Origin of the sequence: Streptomyces sp. NBC_00341 (genome assembly GCF_041435055.1) — a bacterium.
GTDB lineage: Bacteria > Actinomycetota > Actinomycetes > Streptomycetales > Streptomycetaceae > Streptomyces.
This window is the reverse complement of record NZ_CP108002.1, coordinates 8,360,420-8,377,893: the sequence shown is the minus strand read 5'-3', so window position 1 is coordinate 8,377,893 and position 17,474 is coordinate 8,360,420. Positions and strand designations below refer to the sequence as shown.

15 protein-coding genes are annotated in these 17,474 nt (G+C 71.7%); 7 read left to right on the top strand and 8 right to left on the bottom strand.

Translation table 11 applies throughout. The features are described from left to right. The first annotated feature begins 32 nt into the window (after window positions 1-32). Window positions 33-1,097 carry a tetratricopeptide repeat protein gene (locus OG892_RS37335; RefSeq protein WP_073734026.1) on the top strand — a complete coding sequence of 355 codons (1,065 nt, stop codon included), beginning with the start codon at window positions 33-35 and terminating at the stop codon, window positions 1,095-1,097. Beyond that, window positions 1,094-2,143 (top strand): polyprenyl synthetase family protein, encoded by a 1,050-nt coding sequence (locus OG892_RS37330; protein WP_328864358.1) that lies wholly within the window; start codon window positions 1,094-1,096, stop codon window positions 2,141-2,143. The genes OG892_RS37335 and OG892_RS37330 overlap by 4 nt, the downstream gene beginning before the upstream one ends. 55 nt (window positions 2,144-2,198) lie before the next feature. On the opposite strand, the gene OG892_RS37325 is transcribed toward OG892_RS37330, so the two are convergent. Next, window positions 2,199-2,630: a DUF2000 domain-containing protein gene (locus OG892_RS37325; RefSeq protein ID WP_328864359.1), complete on the bottom strand. Its 432-nt coding sequence runs from the start codon at window positions 2,628-2,630 to the stop codon at window positions 2,199-2,201. A 102-nt stretch (window positions 2,631-2,732) separates the two neighbouring features. Here OG892_RS37325 and OG892_RS37320 point away from each other — a divergent pair, with 102 nt between their 5' ends. Further along, a complete protein-coding gene (locus OG892_RS37320) occupies window positions 2,733-3,629 on the top strand; it encodes an AraC family transcriptional regulator (protein WP_371631389.1) in 897 nt (298 codons plus the stop codon). On the opposite strand, the gene OG892_RS37315 is transcribed toward OG892_RS37320, so the two are convergent. The 4 genes from OG892_RS37315 to OG892_RS37300 form a co-directional block, all read right to left on the bottom strand. Continuing rightward, window positions 3,556-4,065 (bottom strand): DUF664 domain-containing protein, encoded by a 510-nt coding sequence (locus tag OG892_RS37315; protein WP_073734029.1) that lies wholly within the window; start codon window positions 4,063-4,065, stop codon window positions 3,556-3,558. The two genes, OG892_RS37320 and OG892_RS37315, sit on opposite strands and share 74 nt — an antisense overlap. A gap of 100 nt (window positions 4,066-4,165) precedes the next feature. Further along, on the bottom strand, window positions 4,166-6,337 hold the full coding sequence (locus tag OG892_RS37310) for a discoidin domain-containing protein (RefSeq protein ID WP_371631388.1): 2,172 nt from the start codon (window positions 6,335-6,337) through the stop codon (window positions 4,166-4,168). A 152-nt stretch (window positions 6,338-6,489) separates the two neighbouring features. Then, window positions 6,490-6,807, bottom strand: coding sequence for a YkvA family protein (locus tag OG892_RS37305; RefSeq protein ID WP_073734031.1), 318 nt, complete (start codon window positions 6,805-6,807; stop codon window positions 6,490-6,492). Window positions 6,808-6,879: 72 nt separating this feature from the next. Next, a complete protein-coding gene (locus OG892_RS37300; protein ID WP_073734032.1) occupies window positions 6,880-7,134 on the bottom strand; it encodes a WhiB family transcriptional regulator in 255 nt (84 codons plus the stop codon). Between the two features lie 210 nt (window positions 7,135-7,344). On the opposite strand from OG892_RS37300, the gene OG892_RS37295 reads away from it, so the two are divergent. Then, complete coding sequence (locus OG892_RS37295; protein ID WP_073734694.1) at window positions 7,345-9,402, top strand: SpoIIE family protein phosphatase; 2,058 nt, start codon at window positions 7,345-7,347, stop codon at window positions 9,400-9,402. A gap of 55 nt (window positions 9,403-9,457) precedes the next feature. Here OG892_RS37295 and OG892_RS37290 read toward each other — a convergent pair whose 3' ends face one another. Beyond that, window positions 9,458-9,922 carry a hypothetical protein gene (locus tag OG892_RS37290; protein WP_073734033.1) on the bottom strand — a complete coding sequence of 155 codons (465 nt, stop codon included), beginning with the start codon at window positions 9,920-9,922 and terminating at the stop codon, window positions 9,458-9,460. A gap of 169 nt (window positions 9,923-10,091) precedes the next feature. Between OG892_RS37290 and OG892_RS37285 the strand changes: the two genes are divergently transcribed. Then, window positions 10,092-10,979, top strand: a complete 888-nt coding sequence (locus tag OG892_RS37285) for a carbohydrate kinase family protein (RefSeq protein ID WP_371631754.1) — start codon at window positions 10,092-10,094, stop codon at window positions 10,977-10,979. Window positions 10,980-11,028: 49 nt separating this feature from the next. Here OG892_RS37285 and OG892_RS37280 read toward each other — a convergent pair whose 3' ends face one another. Continuing rightward, window positions 11,029-11,628 (bottom strand): TetR/AcrR family transcriptional regulator, encoded by a 600-nt coding sequence (locus tag OG892_RS37280; protein WP_073734035.1) that lies wholly within the window; start codon window positions 11,626-11,628, stop codon window positions 11,029-11,031. A gap of 182 nt (window positions 11,629-11,810) precedes the next feature. On the opposite strand from OG892_RS37280, the gene OG892_RS37275 reads away from it, so the two are divergent. Next, a complete protein-coding gene (locus OG892_RS37275; RefSeq protein ID WP_073734036.1) occupies window positions 11,811-14,102 on the top strand; it encodes a glycoside hydrolase family 3 N-terminal domain-containing protein in 2,292 nt (763 codons plus the stop codon). Window positions 14,103-14,148: 46 nt separating this feature from the next. On the opposite strand, the gene OG892_RS37270 is transcribed toward OG892_RS37275, so the two are convergent. After that, window positions 14,149-15,807 carry an MFS transporter gene (locus OG892_RS37270; RefSeq protein ID WP_073734037.1) on the bottom strand — a complete coding sequence of 553 codons (1,659 nt, stop codon included), beginning with the start codon at window positions 15,805-15,807 and terminating at the stop codon, window positions 14,149-14,151. A gap of 627 nt (window positions 15,808-16,434) precedes the next feature. Here OG892_RS37270 and OG892_RS37265 point away from each other — a divergent pair. After that, complete coding sequence (locus tag OG892_RS37265; RefSeq protein ID WP_371631387.1) at window positions 16,435-17,394, top strand: TauD/TfdA dioxygenase family protein; 960 nt, start codon at window positions 16,435-16,437, stop codon at window positions 17,392-17,394. Window positions 17,395-17,474: the final 80 nt, after the last annotated feature.

The following is a 17,474-nucleotide window of genomic DNA, read 5'->3' as shown; positions in this document are numbered from 1 at the left end:
GTGGCCGGCCCGTTCGCGCGCGAAAGGCTCCCATGCACAGCAAAGCACTGGCGCCCGAGTACCAGGGCGCCCTCACCAAGATGTCCGTGAACGCCTCCCTCACCGACGTACTGGCCGAGGGAGAACGCCACTTGAAGGCGGCCGAACTCGCCGGCTCCCAGCAGGAGGTGGCCCGCACCGGCCTCGCGGTGGCCGAGGCGCACCGCAGGCTGGGCCATGTGCAGGACGCCGACCGCGCCTGGAAGGCCAGTTACCGCGCTGCCCGGTCGGCCGAGGACACCGGGGCGATGGCCTGGGCGCTGTGGAGCGGCGGCACCCTCGCCCGCCAGCGGGGCGCACTGCGACTCGCCTTCCGGCTGCTGGGCCTGGCGGCAGACCTCGGCAAGAAGGGCGGCGATGTGGTCGCCCGGGGCTACTCGCTCGCCGGGCTCGCGGAGACCGGCCGCATCCAGGGCGACTACCGGACCGTCGCGGCGCTGCACGAGCAGCTCCTCGCGGAGGCGCGGGCCCGGGGCGAGGCGCGGCACACCGTCTGGGCCCTGGAGGGTATCGCGCAGATCCACCGCAACACCGGCTCGTTCGACACCGCCCTGGAGATGTTCGAGGAGGCGGCGCAGCTGGCCGGGAACGCCGACGACCGGCGCGGCCGGGCCTGGGCCCTGCGCGGAATGGCCGACATAATCTCCGTACGGGACAACGACCCGGAGCGCGCGCTCGCCCTGCTGTCAGAGGCCGAACTGACCTGCCGCGAAATGAACTTGTCCAGCGCCCTCGCCTACAACCACAAGATGCGCGCCAACGTGCTCTACCGCGCCGGGCGGTACGAGGAGGCCCGGCAGGTCTACGAGGAGGCGCTGGGGGAATTCCGGGCGATGACCGAACCCCGGGGCGAGGCGCTGGCCCGCCTAGGTCTGGTCAAGTCGCGCGCCCGGCTGGGCCGGGACCGCGCGCAGACCGCCGCGGAACTGGACGGGCTGCGGGTCACGCTGGACCGGATCGGGCTGCTCAACGCCCGTGACATGGTCGACAAGGCCTACACGGAACTCGGCGTGACACCGGCCGGTGACACGGTGGCCGGGGAAGCCGGCCGCCGATGACACCGCCGGTGACCCAGCAGACCACGGCGCCGGAGATACTCGCCCGCTGCCGCGCTCTCGTCCGGCCCGGTCTGGAGCGGGCCGTGCGGCAGCTGCATCCGTGGCACGCCGAGATCACCGCGTTCTCGCTCGGCTGGGACGGGCCCGGTGGGCGGGCCGTCCCCGGGGCGCAGGGCAAGGGGATCCGGCAGGCCCTCGCCGTGCTCGCTGCGGAGGCTGTCGGCGCGCACGCGCGGAGCGCGGTACGGGGCGCCGTCGCGGCCGAGCTGATCCACACCTTCTCGCTGCTCCACGACGACATCATGGACGGCGACGAGACCCGCAGGCAGCGCGCCACCGCCTGGAAGGCCTACGGCACCGGGCCCGCCGTCCTGGCCGGCGACGCGCTCTTCGCGCTGGCCGTGCAGACCCTGGCGGACACCCCCGGCGCGCACTGCGTGCAGGCGGTGCGGCTGCTGTCCGGGACGCTGAACGACCTGGTCCGCGGCCAGGCCGACGATCTGCTCTTCGAATCCCGGCCCTGGACCGGGCCCGATGCCGTGCGGCCGCACGAGTACCGGCTGATGGCCGAGCACAAGACGGGCTCGCTGCTCGGCTGCGCCGCCGGTCTGGGCGCCGTGCTCGGCGGGGCCGGACGGACGGCTACTGACGCCCTCACCTCGGCGGGACGCCATCTCGGGGTCGCCTTCCAGGCCATGGACGACGTCCTCGGCATCTGGGGCGATCCGGAGGTCACGGGCAAGCCGGTGCACAGCGATCTGCGCCGGCAGAAGAAGACGTACCCCGTCCTCACCGCCCTCGCGGCGGGCGACCGGGCGGCGCTCGAACTGGGCGCGCTGCTGCGTACCGGCGAGCCGCTCGACGACGCGGCGGCCCGGCGCGCGGCCGATCTGGTGGAGAAGGCCGGCGGGCGGGCGGCCACCGTGGCCGAGGCCCATCGGCACCTGGACAGCGCCCGCGCCTGCCTGGAGAGCGTCGCGTTGGAGCCGGAGGCGGCCGGGGAACTCCTCGCGCTGTTCCCCTTCGTCGTCGAACGCACCGTGTGACGGGTCCGGGCGCGCCGCCGGCCCCGTACACGCGCCGGGCCGGCGGCGACCGTGTTCAGGAGTGCATGGACGCGCCCTTGAGGATCTTGTCCACGGCGTTGCGGGGACCGTGCACGGCCAGCCCGACCAGGTCCATCCCGTCCCGCCGCACGGCCCGGACGGCGGCCCTGTTGTCCCGGTCGTTGCCCGTCGAGAAGAGGTCGGACGTGAAGACCGAGAGCGGCACACCCCGGCTGATCGCGCGGGTGTGGGCCGCGGTCAGCACCTCCTTCCCGCCTTCGAGGACCAGGACCGGCTGGCGGAACATCGGCAGGTAGGGGGTGTCGTCGGCGTCGGCGTACGGTTCACCGACGAGTTCGGGCACCGCCGTGCCGAGCCCGCTGACCAGGAAGGCCGTGACGTTCAGCCGCTGCCAGGTCAGCAGGTCGTCCCGGAGCAGTACGGCGATCTTGGTGTCGAAGCGGACGGGGGCGGTTTCGTGTGTCATGGCTCCGAGCCTGCCCGCCCCTCCCCCGGGCCGTCTTGTACGAACTTTGCAGGCTGACCGGGGGCGGCAGGGCGACGTGGCCGCCGGGCGTACGATCGGTTCATGGCTGCTCGTCCGGACATCACCGCGTGGTGTCCGCCCGTGGAGGGGATCGAAGAGGTCTTCCACGCCCACTTCATCGATCACTCCTACCCCATGCACACGCATGACGCCTGGACCCTGCTCATCGTGGACGAGGGCATGGTCCGGTACGACCTGGACCACCACGAGCACGGCGTGCTCAGCCATGTGGTGACGCTGCTGCCGCCGCACATTCCGCACAACGGCGGCGCCGCGACCGCGGAGGGCTTCCGCAAACGCGTCCTGTACCTCAACACCGCGCAGGTCGACGAGCGGCTGATCGGCATGGCCGTGGACAGCCCCGTGCTGCACGATCCGGCGCTGCGGCGCCGGATCGCCCGGCTCCACACGACGCTCTCCCGGCCGGGTGACGAACTGGAGGCGGCGAGCCGGCTCGCCCTGGTCGCCGAGCGGCTCGACCAGCATCTGCGCAACCGGCTGGAGCCCGTCCGGTACGTGCACGACCACAGGGTCGCCCACCGGCTGCGCGACCTCCTCGACGAACGGTTCGTGGCGGGCATCACGCTCCAGGAGGCTGCGCAGCGCCTGCACGCCCACCACACGCATCTGGTGCGGGCCTTCAGCCGGGAGTTCGGGATGGCGCCGCACCAGTACGTGACCGGGCGCCGGGTCGATCTCGCGCGCCGGCTCCTCCTCCAGGGACTGCCGGGGCCCGAGGTGGCGACGTCCGCCGGTTTCTACGACCAGTCCCATCTGGCCCGCCATTTCAAGCGCGTCGTGGGCACCAGCCCGGGGCACTACGCCCGCACCCGCGGACCGCTCGCCCCGGCCGCCGGCCGAGAGGCTACCGGCGCTCCAGCGAGCCCCGCACGAAGGCTGCCTGCCCGGCGTGCTGGAGATCGTCCGACAGCACGCTGATCAGCCGTACGCCCAGGGTGACCGGCGGCGACCAGGCCTCGTCCACGACGCGGTCCAGCGCCTTGCCGTCGAGGCCCTGGACGAAGCTGATGGTCTGGAGGTGCACCGCGTCGTGGTAGCCGATCAGCAGCTCCGCCGAGTCCACCTTCACCTCCCCGACCTGCTTGCTGCTCTGCCCGTAGCCGGTGGCCCCCTCGGCGAAGGGCAGATCGAAGCGGGCGGACCAGTCCTGGGCCGACCAGACCTGTTCGATGCCGGCCGCGTCCGCGATGTGGTCGTCCTGGACCCTGGTCAGGTGCCAGACGAGCCAGGCGATCGAGTTCGCCCCCGTGTCTAGGCGGGCGTGGAGGTCGTCGGGTTCGAGGCCCTCGACGGCCGCGTGCACCGTCTCGCGGACGCGGGTGTATCCATCCACCAGAATATCTGCGACGTTCATGTCATCACCATGCCGTTCCCCTGCCCGGCCACGCCGACGACACGCCCCGCGGAATGCGGCGCCGGTGAGGCGGACTCCCCTCACCGGCGCCGCCGGGTGATCAGCTGTAGATGCCGAACTCCCAGAGCGAGTAGCCCCAGGCCGTGCCCCGCTGCGTGAGGCTGAGCTTCACGTAGCGGGCCGTCTGGGCGATGTCGAGATCGTCGGCATCGCCGTTCCCGCTGGTGGTGGAGTACACCGAGCGCCAGTTGCTGCCGTCGTCCGAGACCAGTACCTCGTACGACTTGGCGTAGGCCGGGTCCCACACCAGCTGGAGGTGGCGGAAGGACTTGCGCTCACCGAGGTCGACCTGGATCGACTGGGGGTCGCTCCAGTCGCTGGCCCAGCGGGTGTCGGTCCTGCCGTCGACCGCCATCGCGGGGGTGCAGGGGCAGCCGGTGCTGCCGGCCTGGGCCGAGGTGGCGGTGGCCGGGCGGCCGAGCGCCACATTGGTGCCGGTGACCGGCGGCACCACGACCTTCACCGACTTGGTCTCGATGCCGGCGTTGCCGTGTCCGTCCTCGGCCTGGATGTAGACCTTCCAGACCCCGAGCCGCTCCGGCGCCTTCACCGCGAAGGTGCCGTTGCCCGTGGACCGCCAGTCGGCCTCGACCAGGGCCTTGTCTCCGGTGGCGTAGTTGCCGCTCAGATAGATCTTGTACGTCAGCGCGTCGTTGTCCGGGTCGCGGATGTCGGCGCCGACGGTGAACTCCTTGCCGGCGGGTGCGCCGTTGGCGTTCTGGACCTTCATGTTGCTGATGACGGGCGGGGTGTTGTCCCCGGCCGTGGAGCCCTTGTACGCCTTCTTCAGCGCGTAGTAGGAGAGCCGCTTCTTGCCGTCGGGCACCACGTTGAACCAGACGCCGCCGAAGTCGTGCTCCGTTCCGTAGTGGAAGAGCGTGGCGCCCAGGGCGACGCCCTGGTGGGCGGTGATGCAGTTCCAGGCCTTGGTGTAGCCCTCGGCCTTCTGCACGTCGGTGGGCTCGTCCGGGACGCCGTTGGCGTCGTCGGGGACCTCCCACTCACCGGCCGGTCCGCCCTCGGTGATGATGTAGGGCTTGGTGTAGCCGCCGGACTCCCACGCGCCCCGCACTCCGCAGATGTCGCCGTAGGAGTTGACCGAGTACAGGTCCAGGTCGGGGGCGTTGCGCTTGTAGTACGGCCAGGCTCCCGTCCAGGCGTCGGTCGAGGTCACCGGGTGGTTGGGGTCGATCGTGTGGATCTTCTTCGCCACGTCGTTGACGAAGGTGGTGTAGGCGTTGCGCTGCTTCTCCAGTTCGTCACCGCTGTAGCAGTTCTGGAGACCGAGGACCGACTCGTTGCCGACGTTCCACATGAGCACGCCGGGGTGGTTCTTGTACGTGTCGACCCACTTGGCGAACTCGGTGAGCGAGGACGCCTTGTACGCGTCGTCGGTCAGGTAGTTGACGCAGCCGCCGCTGCCGGGACCCCCGCCCGGCTGGAGCCAGAAGCCGCTGACGACCCGGATGCCGTTGGCCGCGGCCTCGTCCAGCAGCGGCTTGGAGGAGCCGTCGGTGCCCCAGGTCCGGATGGTGTTGACACCCATCGACTTCAGGTCGGGCAGATAGCGTGCCGCGTCGGCGACGGACGGGCCCCAGGTCAGTCCCTTGACCTGATAGGGCTTGCCGTCGACGGTCAGCTGCCAGTTGCCCTGCGAGCCGGTGACCCGGACCGCGCCGCCGGTGGCGGGCGGTGTGCCGTCGGTGCTGCCGTACACCTGGAACTCCCAGAGGGAGTAGCCGTATCCGCCGGGGCGGGCGGTGCCGTACATCCTGACGTACCGTCCGGATCCGGAGACGGCCAGTTCGTCGGTGCCGCCGTCGCCGTCGGTGACGGTCTTGAGCGTGCGCCAGTCCGATCCGTTGTCGGACGCCTCGATCCGGTACGCCTTGCCGTAGGCGGACTCCCAGGTCAGGACGACCCTGCTCAGGTCCGCGGTGGCGCCCAGGTCCACCTGGATCCACTGCGGGTCGCTCCATTCACTGGCCCAGCGGGTGCCGGTCGTATCCCCGTCCACGGCCGCCGACGCCGCGTAACCGTCCCCCTCGTGGGAGGAGGCGGTGGCGGTTTTCCCCTGGGAGAGCAGGGAATCGGCGGCTCGGGCGGAGGTCGCCGTGAGCATCACGAGCGACGACGCGAGAAGCGCGAGAAGCGTGATCAACAGCGTGCCCGTTCGCGGTCTCGCGGGCAGGGCTGCGCTAGGTCTGTGCACATTCTCTCCTGGCAGAAGAGTGCGGGACGGTGTCCCGAAACCGAATGGGAGAGCGCTCTCCCAGGAGAGTGACGTGTAGCTGTTCAGCTGTCAACGAGCTTGACGCGACGGGTTCGGCGAACGGGGCCGCAGCGCGTCCCGCCGGACAGGCCCTACGGCACGAGCCGGGTGGACTCGGCCGGCCGCTCGGTGCGGCCACCGACCCCGGCAGCCCGCGCGGCGGCGTGCAGGGAGCGCAGCGCCAGCATCAGGAAGCCGATGTCGTCGAGGTATACGGGGTCGGGCAGCAGGTCGACAGGTGACACGGTGTAGATCACCGCCGCCCAGACCAGCGCCTTGTTCTGCAGCGGTATACCGGCGTCGACCAGCAGTTTCCTGGCCCGGAACACCCGCACCAGGAGGACGACGGCGATACCTACGGTGAGCAGCGCGAGAACCGCGCCGATGACGAGCCAGGCCGTGGTGTCCATGACTCACCGTGTACCCGGTGGCGGGGGAATCATCACGGGGGACGGCCGCCTGGGGTACGAGAGGCCCCGGCGTCAGCCGTACTCCTTGGCCCGTCGGCGGCTGCGCCGCTTCAGCGCGCGCCGCTCGGTCTCGTCCAGACCGCCCCACACGCCGGTGTCCTGGCCGTTCTCCAGGGCCCAGCGCAGGCACTCGGCCCGCACGGGGCAGCCGTGGCACACCGCCTTGGCGTCCTCGGTCTGTACGAGCGCGGGGCCGGTGGCCCCGATGGGGAAGAACAGGTCCGGGTCCTCGTCGCGGCAAGCCGCCCGCTCGCGCCAGTTCTGCATGGGTCTCACTCCAGACGGTCGTGTTGCTGTGTACGGATCAGTACGCTGCGGGTGACCGTCGTCAGGCTTCCGAAACCTCCCGCGCCAGGATCTCCCGGTTCGCAGGAGCTGCGGTGGCGGCGGGTCCGGGGCGACCATGGGAGAGCGCGAACCTTGTGTCCGGGCACGGCGACGGCTTGGGAAGGATGGTCCGTGGACGGCACCGATGACATGCGGACCGGCTTGGGCGACGCCCGCCGGGCAGCGGTGCGCCGCTCTTCCGAGAACGGTCTGGTGGACGTCCTCGGGACGGCCGCGATGATGCTCGACACCGAGGGCCGCATCGTGCTGTGGAGCCCGCAGGCCGAGCGGCTGCTGGGCTACACGCCGCAGGAGGCGCTGGGCCGGTTCGCCGCCCGCGTCCTGGTCGACGAGGAACACTTCGAGCTGGTGCTGAGGCTGTTCTCGGAGGTGATGAACAGCGGCGAGACCTGGGCGGGGAGCTTCCCCGTACGGTGCAAGGACGGCACCAGCCGGCTGCTGGAGTTCCGCAACATGCGGCTGCAGGACGACCGGGGTGACTTCTTCGCGCTGGGGCTGGCCACGGACGGGGCGACGCTGCGGCAGGTGGAGCGCGATCTGGCGCTGTCCGTGCGCCTGGTCGACCAGTCCCCGATCGGCCTGGCGGTCCTGGGCAGCGATCTGCGGTATCTGGCGGCCAACCCCGCGCTGGAGCGGATGAACGGTCTGAGCGCGGCCGAGCACCTCGGGCGCCGGGTCGGGGAGGCGCTGCCCTTCCTCGACGCCGAAGTGGTCGAGGCGGCGATGCGCGAGGTCCTGAAGAGCGGTGTGCCGCAGGTGGGCCATCAGGTGGAGGGCCGTACCGCGGCCGATCCGGAGACCGACCGCGCCTGGTCGATGTCGCTGTACCGGCTGGAGGACTCCGGTGGCCAGGTACTGGGGCTCGCCGTCTCGCTCATCGACATGACCGACCACCACCGGGCGGAGGCCGAGGCGGACCGGGCCCGGCACCGGCTGGCACTGGTCGCGGACGCCTCGGTGCGCATCGGGACCACCCTGGACCTGGAGCAGACCGCGCGGGAGCTGGCCGAGGTCACGGTTCCCGAGCTGGCCGACGTCGCGGCGGTCGATGTCCTGGACAGTGTGCTGAAGGGCCGTCCCAGCCAAACCGAGGGCCCGGCCCTCATCCAGGCACTGGCCGTCGTCGCGGCCCGGCCGACGCCGGTCGTCGAGGCGGCGGATCCACCGGGTCACGCGGCCCACTACGGAGCGGACCGGCTGATCACGCGCTGCGTGCGTACGGCCCAACCGGTGCGGGTGCCGTATCTCGACGCGGAGGCGCTGTCGCGCGTCGCCCGCGACAGCCGCTCCGCGGGGCTGCTGGCCGAGGCCGGTGCGCACTCCTACCTGGCGGTGCCGCTGATCGCCCGGGGCGAGGTCCTGGGCGCCATCGACCTCATACGGACGGACAATCCGCTGCCGTTCACCGAGGACGACGAGGTGCTCGCCTGTGAGCTGGCCGCCCGCGCGGCGGTCTGTATCGACAACGCCCGGCTGTTCCGGCAACAGCGGGAGACCGCCCTCACCCTCCAGCGCAGCATGCTCCCGCACAACCACCACGCCCCGGCCGGGCTGGAGGTGGCGTCCCGCTACCGGCCGGCCGCCTCGCGGTACGAGGTCGGCGGCGACTGGTTCGACGTCATCCCGCTGCGGGACGGCGGGACCGCTCTGGTGGTCGGTGACGTCATGGGCAGCGGTATCAACGCGGCCACCACGATGGGGCGGCTGCGGACCGCCACCCAGACGCTGTCCAGGATAGGTCTGCGGCCCGCGGAGGTGCTCGGGCACCTCGACGAGATCACGGCCGATCTGGACCCGTGGTTCGCCACCTGCGTCTACGTCGTGTACGACCCGGTCCACGACAGCTGCCGGGTGAGCACCGCCGGACATCTGCCACCGGTACTGATCCCGGCCGGGGGCCCGCCCCGGCTGCTCGATCTGCCGGCCGGGGCGCCGCTGGGCGTGGGCGGTGTTCCGTTCAGCGACGTCACGTTCGACCTGGGACCGGGCGACCGGCTCGTCCTGTACACGGACGGTCTGGTCGAGACCCGTGACCAGGACATAGACACCCGGTTGGCCGCCCTGCGGGAACTGCTCCGCGAGCCGGACGCCTCGCTGGAGGCGTCCTGCGACCGGCTGCTGCGCAAGCTCCGGGACCCCAGCCACCACGACGACGTGGCGTTGCTGATGGCCCGGGTGCGCGACTGACACCGGGCGGTGGCGCGGGACCCGTGCCACCACCCCGAGGGCCTGTCCGGGTGGTTCAGCGGCCGCACCGGCGGTGCCGGCGGCAGCGGCGGCGCGGCGTGCCGCAGCGGTGGGCCCCCGCGCCGAGGAAGCCCAGCCCGATGCCGAACATCCAGGCGTCCTTGGCCAGCGGGACGCCGGCCTGACTGGGGCGCAGGCTGCCCGGCTCACGCATTCCGGGGACCCGCAGATACAGGCCGAGCAGTCCGCCGGAGAACCCGGTCAGCGCCAGTCCGGCGAGCCGGGTCGGCACGACGGGGACCAGCAGCGCGCCGCCGACCGCGATCTCGGACCAGGCGAGCAGCCGGGTGAACCGCCCGGCCTCGATCCGGTCGAGGAAGGGGTAGGCGGTGCAGGCCATGCCGTGCAGGGTCTGTGCGGTCTCCTCGTCGGCCTTGAGCTTGCCCAGGCCGGAGTTCAGGATGAACGCGCCAGTGGCGAGGCGCGGAGGAATGTCACGCGGTTCGAGCACCGACAGCATCGAAAAGCCTCCACAGATCAGGTCCAAGGCCCCCGGTCGATCATAGGCAGCGGTCCGCCGGACCGCTCGCAGAGAACGGCCGATGTGAGGGCGGCCGGTCCGCGATACTGGGCCGCGGCGGGACAAGAGAGGCGGCACGGTGATCCAGCGGCAATCCGGGTACGACGTTGTGGTGGTAGGCGGCAGCGGGGTGGACACGATCGTCCGCGTCGACACCCTGCCGGTCCCCCTCGCCGACTCCGTCATGGTGGGTCCGATCCAGGAGTGGGCCGGGCAGACCGGGGGCAATGTGGCCCTCGGCGCGCGGGCGCTCGGTCTGGACGTGGCCCTGCTCGACTGCATCGGCGACGATCCGACCGGCGCCCTGGTGCGCGAACGGCTGGCCGAGGGGGACGTGGAGTTCCATCCGCTGATCTCCGCGGCGGGCACCCGGCGCGCGGTGAACCTGGTGGACGCGAAGGGCCGCCGGATGTCGTTCTACGACGCCCGGGACCCTGCGGAGCTGCGGATGCCGCGGGACTTCTACCTGCCCCGGCTGCGGCGCACCCGCCATGTCCACCTGTCCATCACGGGCTTCACCAGATTCCTGTACGACGACATCGAGGCCCTCGGTGTCCCCGTCTCCACCGATCTGCACGACTGGGACGGACTGGCCGAGCACCAGCGGGAGTTCGCCCTGCGGTCCGATCTCGTCTTCTTCAGCGCCGCGTCCACGGGCGACCGCGCCCCCGCGCTGATGCGGCGGATCCTGCGGGAGGGCCGCGCGCGGACCGTGGTCGCCACGGCGGGGGCCGAGGGCTCCTGGTTCCTCACCCGGGACGGCGGACCGGACCCGTACCACGTCCCGGCGACCGTGCCGCCCGCCCCGGTGGTGGACACCAACGGGGCCGGCGACGCGTTCGTCACCGGCTTCCTGTACGGGAGGCTGGAGGGCAGGGACGTCCACGACTGCGCGCGGCTGGGCGCGGTGGCGGGTGCCTACGCCTGCACGGGTCCCGGCTCGACCGCCCTCATCGGCCGGGACGCTCTACTGGCGGCCGGACGCGACGGCTCGTAGGGAGCCCGGTCCCGCCCGTGCCGCCCGCGGGCGGCACGGGCCCCCGGCCTCACAGCCCCACGGTCAACTGCGCCTGCACATGGGCCCGCAGCACACCGGCCATGTCCGTCACGCAGCCGCTGATGAGCCACTGGACCTGGAGTCCGTCCATCAGCGCGATCAGTTGCTGCGCCGCCTCGTCGGGGTCGATCCCGGCACGCAGCGCGCCCTCGTCCAGCGCCTCCCGGTAGGAGACGGCCGTGGAGAGCAATGAGGTGCGGTAGCGCTCCACGAAGTAGGCGTGGGCCGGGTGGTCGGCGGAGGTCGCCTCTGCGGCGAGTACGGAGAACAGCTCGACGATCCCCCGGCGTTCGGCGTTCAGCGCGGCGAGGTCGACGAGCCTGCGCAGCCGGCCGACGCTCTTCGGACTGCCGAGGGCGAGCCATTCGGAGTCCACCTCGTCGCGGTGCTCCAGCACCGCGAGCAGCAGCGACTGCTTGGTCGGGAAGTGGTGCAGCAGACCGGGATGCGAGATCCCGCAGCGGGTGGCGATCACCCGCAACGACGCGCCCCGGTAGCCGGCCTCACCGAAGATGGCCATGGCCTGGTCGAGGATCTCCACGCGTTTGGCCCGGCCCTTGGCGTAGCCACGCCGTGTGTCGCCGGTCATGTGCCACTCTCCCCGGCCGTCCCCGACGGCGTCAATGAGTACAGTTGCATACTCACATACTTACCACCCGGTCGGGATTCGGCGTACGGTGTGACGGTGTGGTCGAGTTGGGCCGGCCGGTCCTTCCACCACCCAGGCATCCGCCCGACGAGAACGTCACCGACGTTGTGAAAGGAACTCCTGTGGGCTCCTCACTGCCCTATCTCGACCCCGCGCTGTCCGTCTCCGAGCGCGTCGCCGATCTGGCCGGGCGGATGACGCTGCCCGAGAAGGTCGGCCAGATGCTCCAGTTGAACGCGAAGGACGGGGTCCGGCACCACATCGAGGGCATGCACGCGGGCTCGATCCTGCACGCCTCCCCCGACCGCGTCCTGGAGGCGGCCGCGCTCACCGAGCGGACCCGGCTGCGGATCCCGTTGCTCGTCGCGGAGGACTGCATCCACGGCCATTCGTTCTGGGAAGGGGCCACGATCTTCCCCACCCAGCTCGGCATGGCCGCGAGTTGGGACCCCGAACTCGTCGAGCGCATCGCGCGGGCGACGGCCGTCGAGGTCGCCGCGACCGGTGTGCACTGGACGTTCTCCCCGGTCCTGTGCATCACCCGGGACCTGCGCTGGGGCCGGGTGAGCGAGACGTTCGGCGAGGACCCCTTCCTCATCGGTGAGCTCGCCTCCGCCATGGTGCGCGGGTACCAGGGCGACGGCCTCGACGACCCGACCGCGATCCTGGCCTGCGCCAAGCACTTCGCAGGCTACTCCGAGACCCAGGGCGGCCGGGACGCGAGCGAGGCCGACATCTCGCGCCGCAAGCTCCGTTCGTGGTTCCTGCCCCCGTTCGAGCGGGTCGCCAAGGAGGGCTGCCGGACGTTCATGCTCGGGTACCAGTCGATGGACGGGGTCCCGATCACGGTCAACGACTGGCTGCTCAACGAGGTACTGCGTGGCGAGTGGGGCTACACCGGAACGCTGGTGACCGACTGGGACAACGTCGGCCGGATGGTGTGGGAGCAGCGGGTCTACGCCGACCACGCGCAGGCCGCCGCCGCCGCGGTGCGCGCGGGCAACGACATGGTGATGACGACGCCGGACTTCTTCCAGGGCGCGCAGGAGGCGGTCGCCGCCGGCACGCTCGACGAGGCGGAGATCGACGCGGCGGTCCGCCGGATCCTCACGCTCAAGTTCGAGCTGGGCCTGTTCGAGAACCCGCGACACCCGGACCGCGACCGGCAGGCCGCGGTCATCGGAAGCGCCGGGCACGCCGAACTGAACCTCGAAGCGGGCCGCCGCTCGCTGGTGCTCCTCACCAACGACGGCACCCTGCCGCTGGCCGGCGGTCTCACGGCCGGTCCGGACGGCCGCGCGCTCGCGGCCACCGGCGCCGGGCCGCGCACGGTCGCGGTCGTCGGGCCCAACGCCGACGACGCGCAGACCCAGCTCGGTGACTGGGCGGGTTCCTCCGGGCAGGCGGACTGGCTGCCGGACGGCCATCCGCGCGACATGATCCGTACCGTCCTGGACGGCTTCCGGGAGCACGTGCCGGACGGCTGGACCGTCACCCACGCACGCGGGGCCGACATCCTCACCGTGGGGCCCGACCCGCTGGGCGCGTTCTTCCCGGACGGGCAGCCCCGGCCGGAGGTCGTCGTCCCCGCGGAGCCCTCCGAGGCGCTGATCGGCGAGGCCGTCGCCGCGGCGCAGGCCGCCGACTACGTCGTCGCGGTCGTCGGTGACCGGATCGAGCTGGTCGGTGAGGGGCGCTCGACCGCGACCCTGGAACTGATCGGCGGCCAGGTCGCGCTGCTCGACGCGCTCGCCGCGACGGGCAAGCCGCTGGTGGTGGTCGTCATCAGCTCCAAGCCGCTGGTGCTGCCGCCCTCCGCGCACAACGCGGCGGCGATCGTGCACGCCTTCAACCCGGGCATGCTCGGCGGCCGGGCGGTCGCCGAACTGGCGCTGGGCCTCATCGAGCCGTCCGGCCGGCTGCCGGTCTCCTTCGCCCGCCACTCGGGTCAGCAGCCGACGTACTACAACCAGGTACGCGGCCAGCACGGCTCCCGCTACGCCGATCTGACGCAGAGTCCGGCGTTCGTGTTCGGTGAGGGCCTGAGCTACACGAGCGTCTCGTACACCGAGCTGGAGGTGCTCACCGAGGACCTCGGCGCGGACGACACCCTGCGCGCACGCGTCCTCGTCAGCAACACCGGCGACCGGCCGGTGCGGGAGACCGTGCAGGCGTACGTGAGCGACACCGTCACGTCGGTGACGTGGGCCGAGAAGGAGCTCAAGGCCTACCGTCAGGTGACGCTCGAACCCGGCGAGTCGCGCGAGGTGGTCATCGAACTGCCGGTCGCCGAGTGCAGTCTGGTGGACGCCGCGGGCAACCGTATCGTCGAGCCGGGCGCGTTCGAGCTGCTCGTCGGCCCGTCCTCGCGCGACGAGGCGCTGCTGCGGGCGGGCTTCACCGTCAAGGGCTGAAAGCCGCGCCCCCGGGCGCCCGGTGCGGTGCCCGGGCGGCCGGGGGTCATCGTTCCGGGTCGGGGGGATCCTGGCCGCCCGGCCGCGGCGGCTGCCGGGCGGGCCCGTCCGCGGCACCCGGTGCCGCCGCTCCCCCCGGAGCGTCGGCGGCCTCCGCCGCCGCGGGCATCGCGGCGCCGCCGCCCCGCAGCCGCTCGATGTCCGAGGGGCGCACCTTGACGATGATCAGCGCGATCAGCGCGGCCACCACGGCGAACACGACGGCGGTGACGAAGGCCCTGGAGATGCCCGTCACCAGCACCTGCTCGCCCCACTGCCCGGGGAGCTGGCCCGTCCTGCGGAACTGCGCCACCTCTGCGGGGGTCGCCTGCGACAGGAAGCGCGGGACCTGGTGGGTGGCCTCGTTGCGGCTGGCCGTACCGAAGACCGTGACCAGGATGGACAGGCCGAGCGAACCGCCCACCTGCTGCATGGTGTTGAGGATTCCGGACGCCGCGCCCGCCTCCCGCGACGCCACACCGGACACGGCCATCAGCGTCAGCGACACGAACTGCAGCCCCATGCCGAGCCCGAACACCAGCACCGGACCGAGCAGACTGCCCAGGTACGTACTGTCGGCGTCCGCCTGCGTCAGCCAGCCGAGGCCCACGGCACACAGGAGAGAGCCCGTCACCATGAAGGGTTTCGGCCCCCATCTGGGGAGCAGCCGCGAAGTGAAGCCGGCCCCCACGGCGATGATCGCGCTGACCGGCAGGAAGGCGAGGCCGGCCCGGAGCGGGCTGAAACTCAGGATGTTCTGCACAAAGAGGGTCAGGAAGAAGAACATCCCGAACATCGCGGCGGACAGGCACAGCATCATTCCGTACACACCCGCGCGATTGCGGTCGCGGAACATCCACAGCGGCGTGATCGGCTGCCGCGACCGGCCCTCGATGACGATGAACACGGCGAGCAGCACAACGGCCGCGGCGAAGGCTCCCAGGGTGAGGCTGTCGCTCCAGCCCTCCTCGGACGCGCGGATGAAGCCGTAGACGAGCAGCACCATGCCCAGCGTGGCTGTCAGCGCCCCCGTCACGTCGAAGCGGCCCGGGTGGCGTTCGGACTCCCGGATGAAGCGGGGGGTGGCGAGCACGATCAGCAGCCCGATGGGGACGTTGACGAAGAAGATCCACCGCCAGTCGAGCCACTCCACCAGCAGCCCGCCCGCCAGCAGCCCGATGGCGCTGCCGCCGGCCGAGACTGCGGCGAAGACGCCGAACGCCCTGTTGCGGTCGGGCCCCTCGCGGAAGGTCGTGGTGATCAGTGAGAGCGCGGTCGGCGAGGCGATGGCACCGCCGACGCCCTGGAGGGAACGCGCCGCCAGCAACTGCCAGGATTCCTGGGAGAGCCCGGCGAGCAGCGAGGCGAAGGCGAAGAGCACGACGCCGAACATGAAGACTCTGCGGCGGCCGAGGATGTCACCGAGCCGCCCGCCCAGCAGCAGCAGTCCGCCGAACGTCAGCGTGTAGGCGTTGACCACCCAGGAGAGGTTCTCGGTGGAGAAGCCCAGCGCGGTCTGGATGTGCGGAAGGGCGATGTTCACGATGGTGATGTCGAGAACCACCATCAACTGGCATGAGCAGATGACGAGTAGGGCGATTCCGCTGCCGTGTGCCCGCTTCGGGGACTCGGCAGACTGCCGGGGTGTCGCGTGGGATTCCGTCATGGGATCGCTTCGAGACTCAAGCCGTTGAGTGAACGCCTACGTTCACTCACACGAGATTAGTCCTGCCCGTCGACCACCGCCAATCGATGGAAGTCCCGGGCGGGCGGCGCGGGGGCGCGGTCGCGGGCGCGACATTACGGCGGCGTGAATTCGCGCGGGGCCTCGCACCCGGTCCCCCGGCACCGCGCACGGGCGCTCCGGTACGAGCTGCGAAGCCCTGGTCGGAGGCGGTTTTCCGGGGCCCGGCGGAACGCGTCGCGGACCGCCCGCACGCGCCCTGCGGCGTACGGGTACGTGGTTGACGTACCCGGCGGGGCGCTGCGAGTCTCCGGAACATGTTCGCGACGGCCACTCCCGATGCGCGGCCCGCCCCGCGCGTCGGCCGCACCGCACTGCCGCCCGGGTGTCCGGGCCGCTGTAGCGCTGCCTGACCGCCCCTGTCGCACCGCGCCTCCCCATCCCGCGCCACTGCCACGTCCCGGCACACCCCGTCCCGGCATCCCCACTCCTCGCAGCCCCCGCGTCTCGCAATCCCCGCGTCTGCACGCAACCCGCGACCGGACCCTCCACGTCCGGCGGCGGCAGTCCGCCGCCCCGCGGGGCGTACCCCACGAAAGGATTCCCGCAATGTCCTCGGCAACCACCGCTTCCGCTCCCGCCTCCACCGTGACCGTCCAGAAGGTCGGCGGCCGCATCGGCGCCGTCATCTCCGGGGTACGTCTCGGCGGTGACCTCGCCCCGGGGACGGTCGCGGCCGTCCGGTCCGCACTGCTGGCCAGCAAGGTCGTCTTCTTCCGCGGCCAGGACCACCTGGACGAGGACAGCCACGAGGCGTTCGGCAGGCTGCTCGGCACCCCGGTCGCCCACCCGACCGTCCCGTCCGCCGACGGCCGCTACTCGCTGGGCATCGACTCCGACCACGGAGGCCGGGCCAACCAGTGGCACACCGACGTCACCTTCGTACCCGCCTATCCGGCCTTCTCCATCCTGCGCGCGGTCACCGTCCCGCCCTACGGCGGCAACACCCTGTGGTCCAACACCGCCGCCGCGTACGCCGGGCTGCCCGAGCCGCTGCGCACCCTCGCCGACGGCCTGCGGGCCGTCCACTCCAACGACTACGACTACGTCGCGCTGCGCCCCGACGCTCTGCCGGAGGCACTCGCCCAGTACCAGAAGGTGTTCACCTCGACGAAGTTCCTCACCGAGCACCCGGTGGTCCGCGTCCACCCCGAGACGGGCGAACGGGTGCTGCTCCTGGGCAACTTCGTCCAGCGCATCAGCGGACTCACCGGCCGCGACTCCCGGGCCCTCATCGACCTGTTCCAGTCCCACATCGAGCGTCCGGAGAACACCGTGCGCTGGCAGTGGCAGGCCGGCGACGTCGCCATCTGGGACAACCGCGCCACCCAGCACTACGGGGTGGACGACTCGGACACCCACGAGCGCAAGCTGCGGCGCGTCACCATCGACGGGGACGTCCCGGTCGGTACGGACGGCCGGCACTCCACCCTCATCAGCCCCACAGAGGTGCCCGAGCCCGCCTTCGGCATCGCGTCCGGCGCCTCGGCGGCCCCGGCCGCGGTCTGAATGTCCGAAGCCTGAATGTCCGAAGCCTGAAAGGAGCGGGTCCCGAAAGGGGCGGAGGTGCACACTCCTTTCATTGCGCA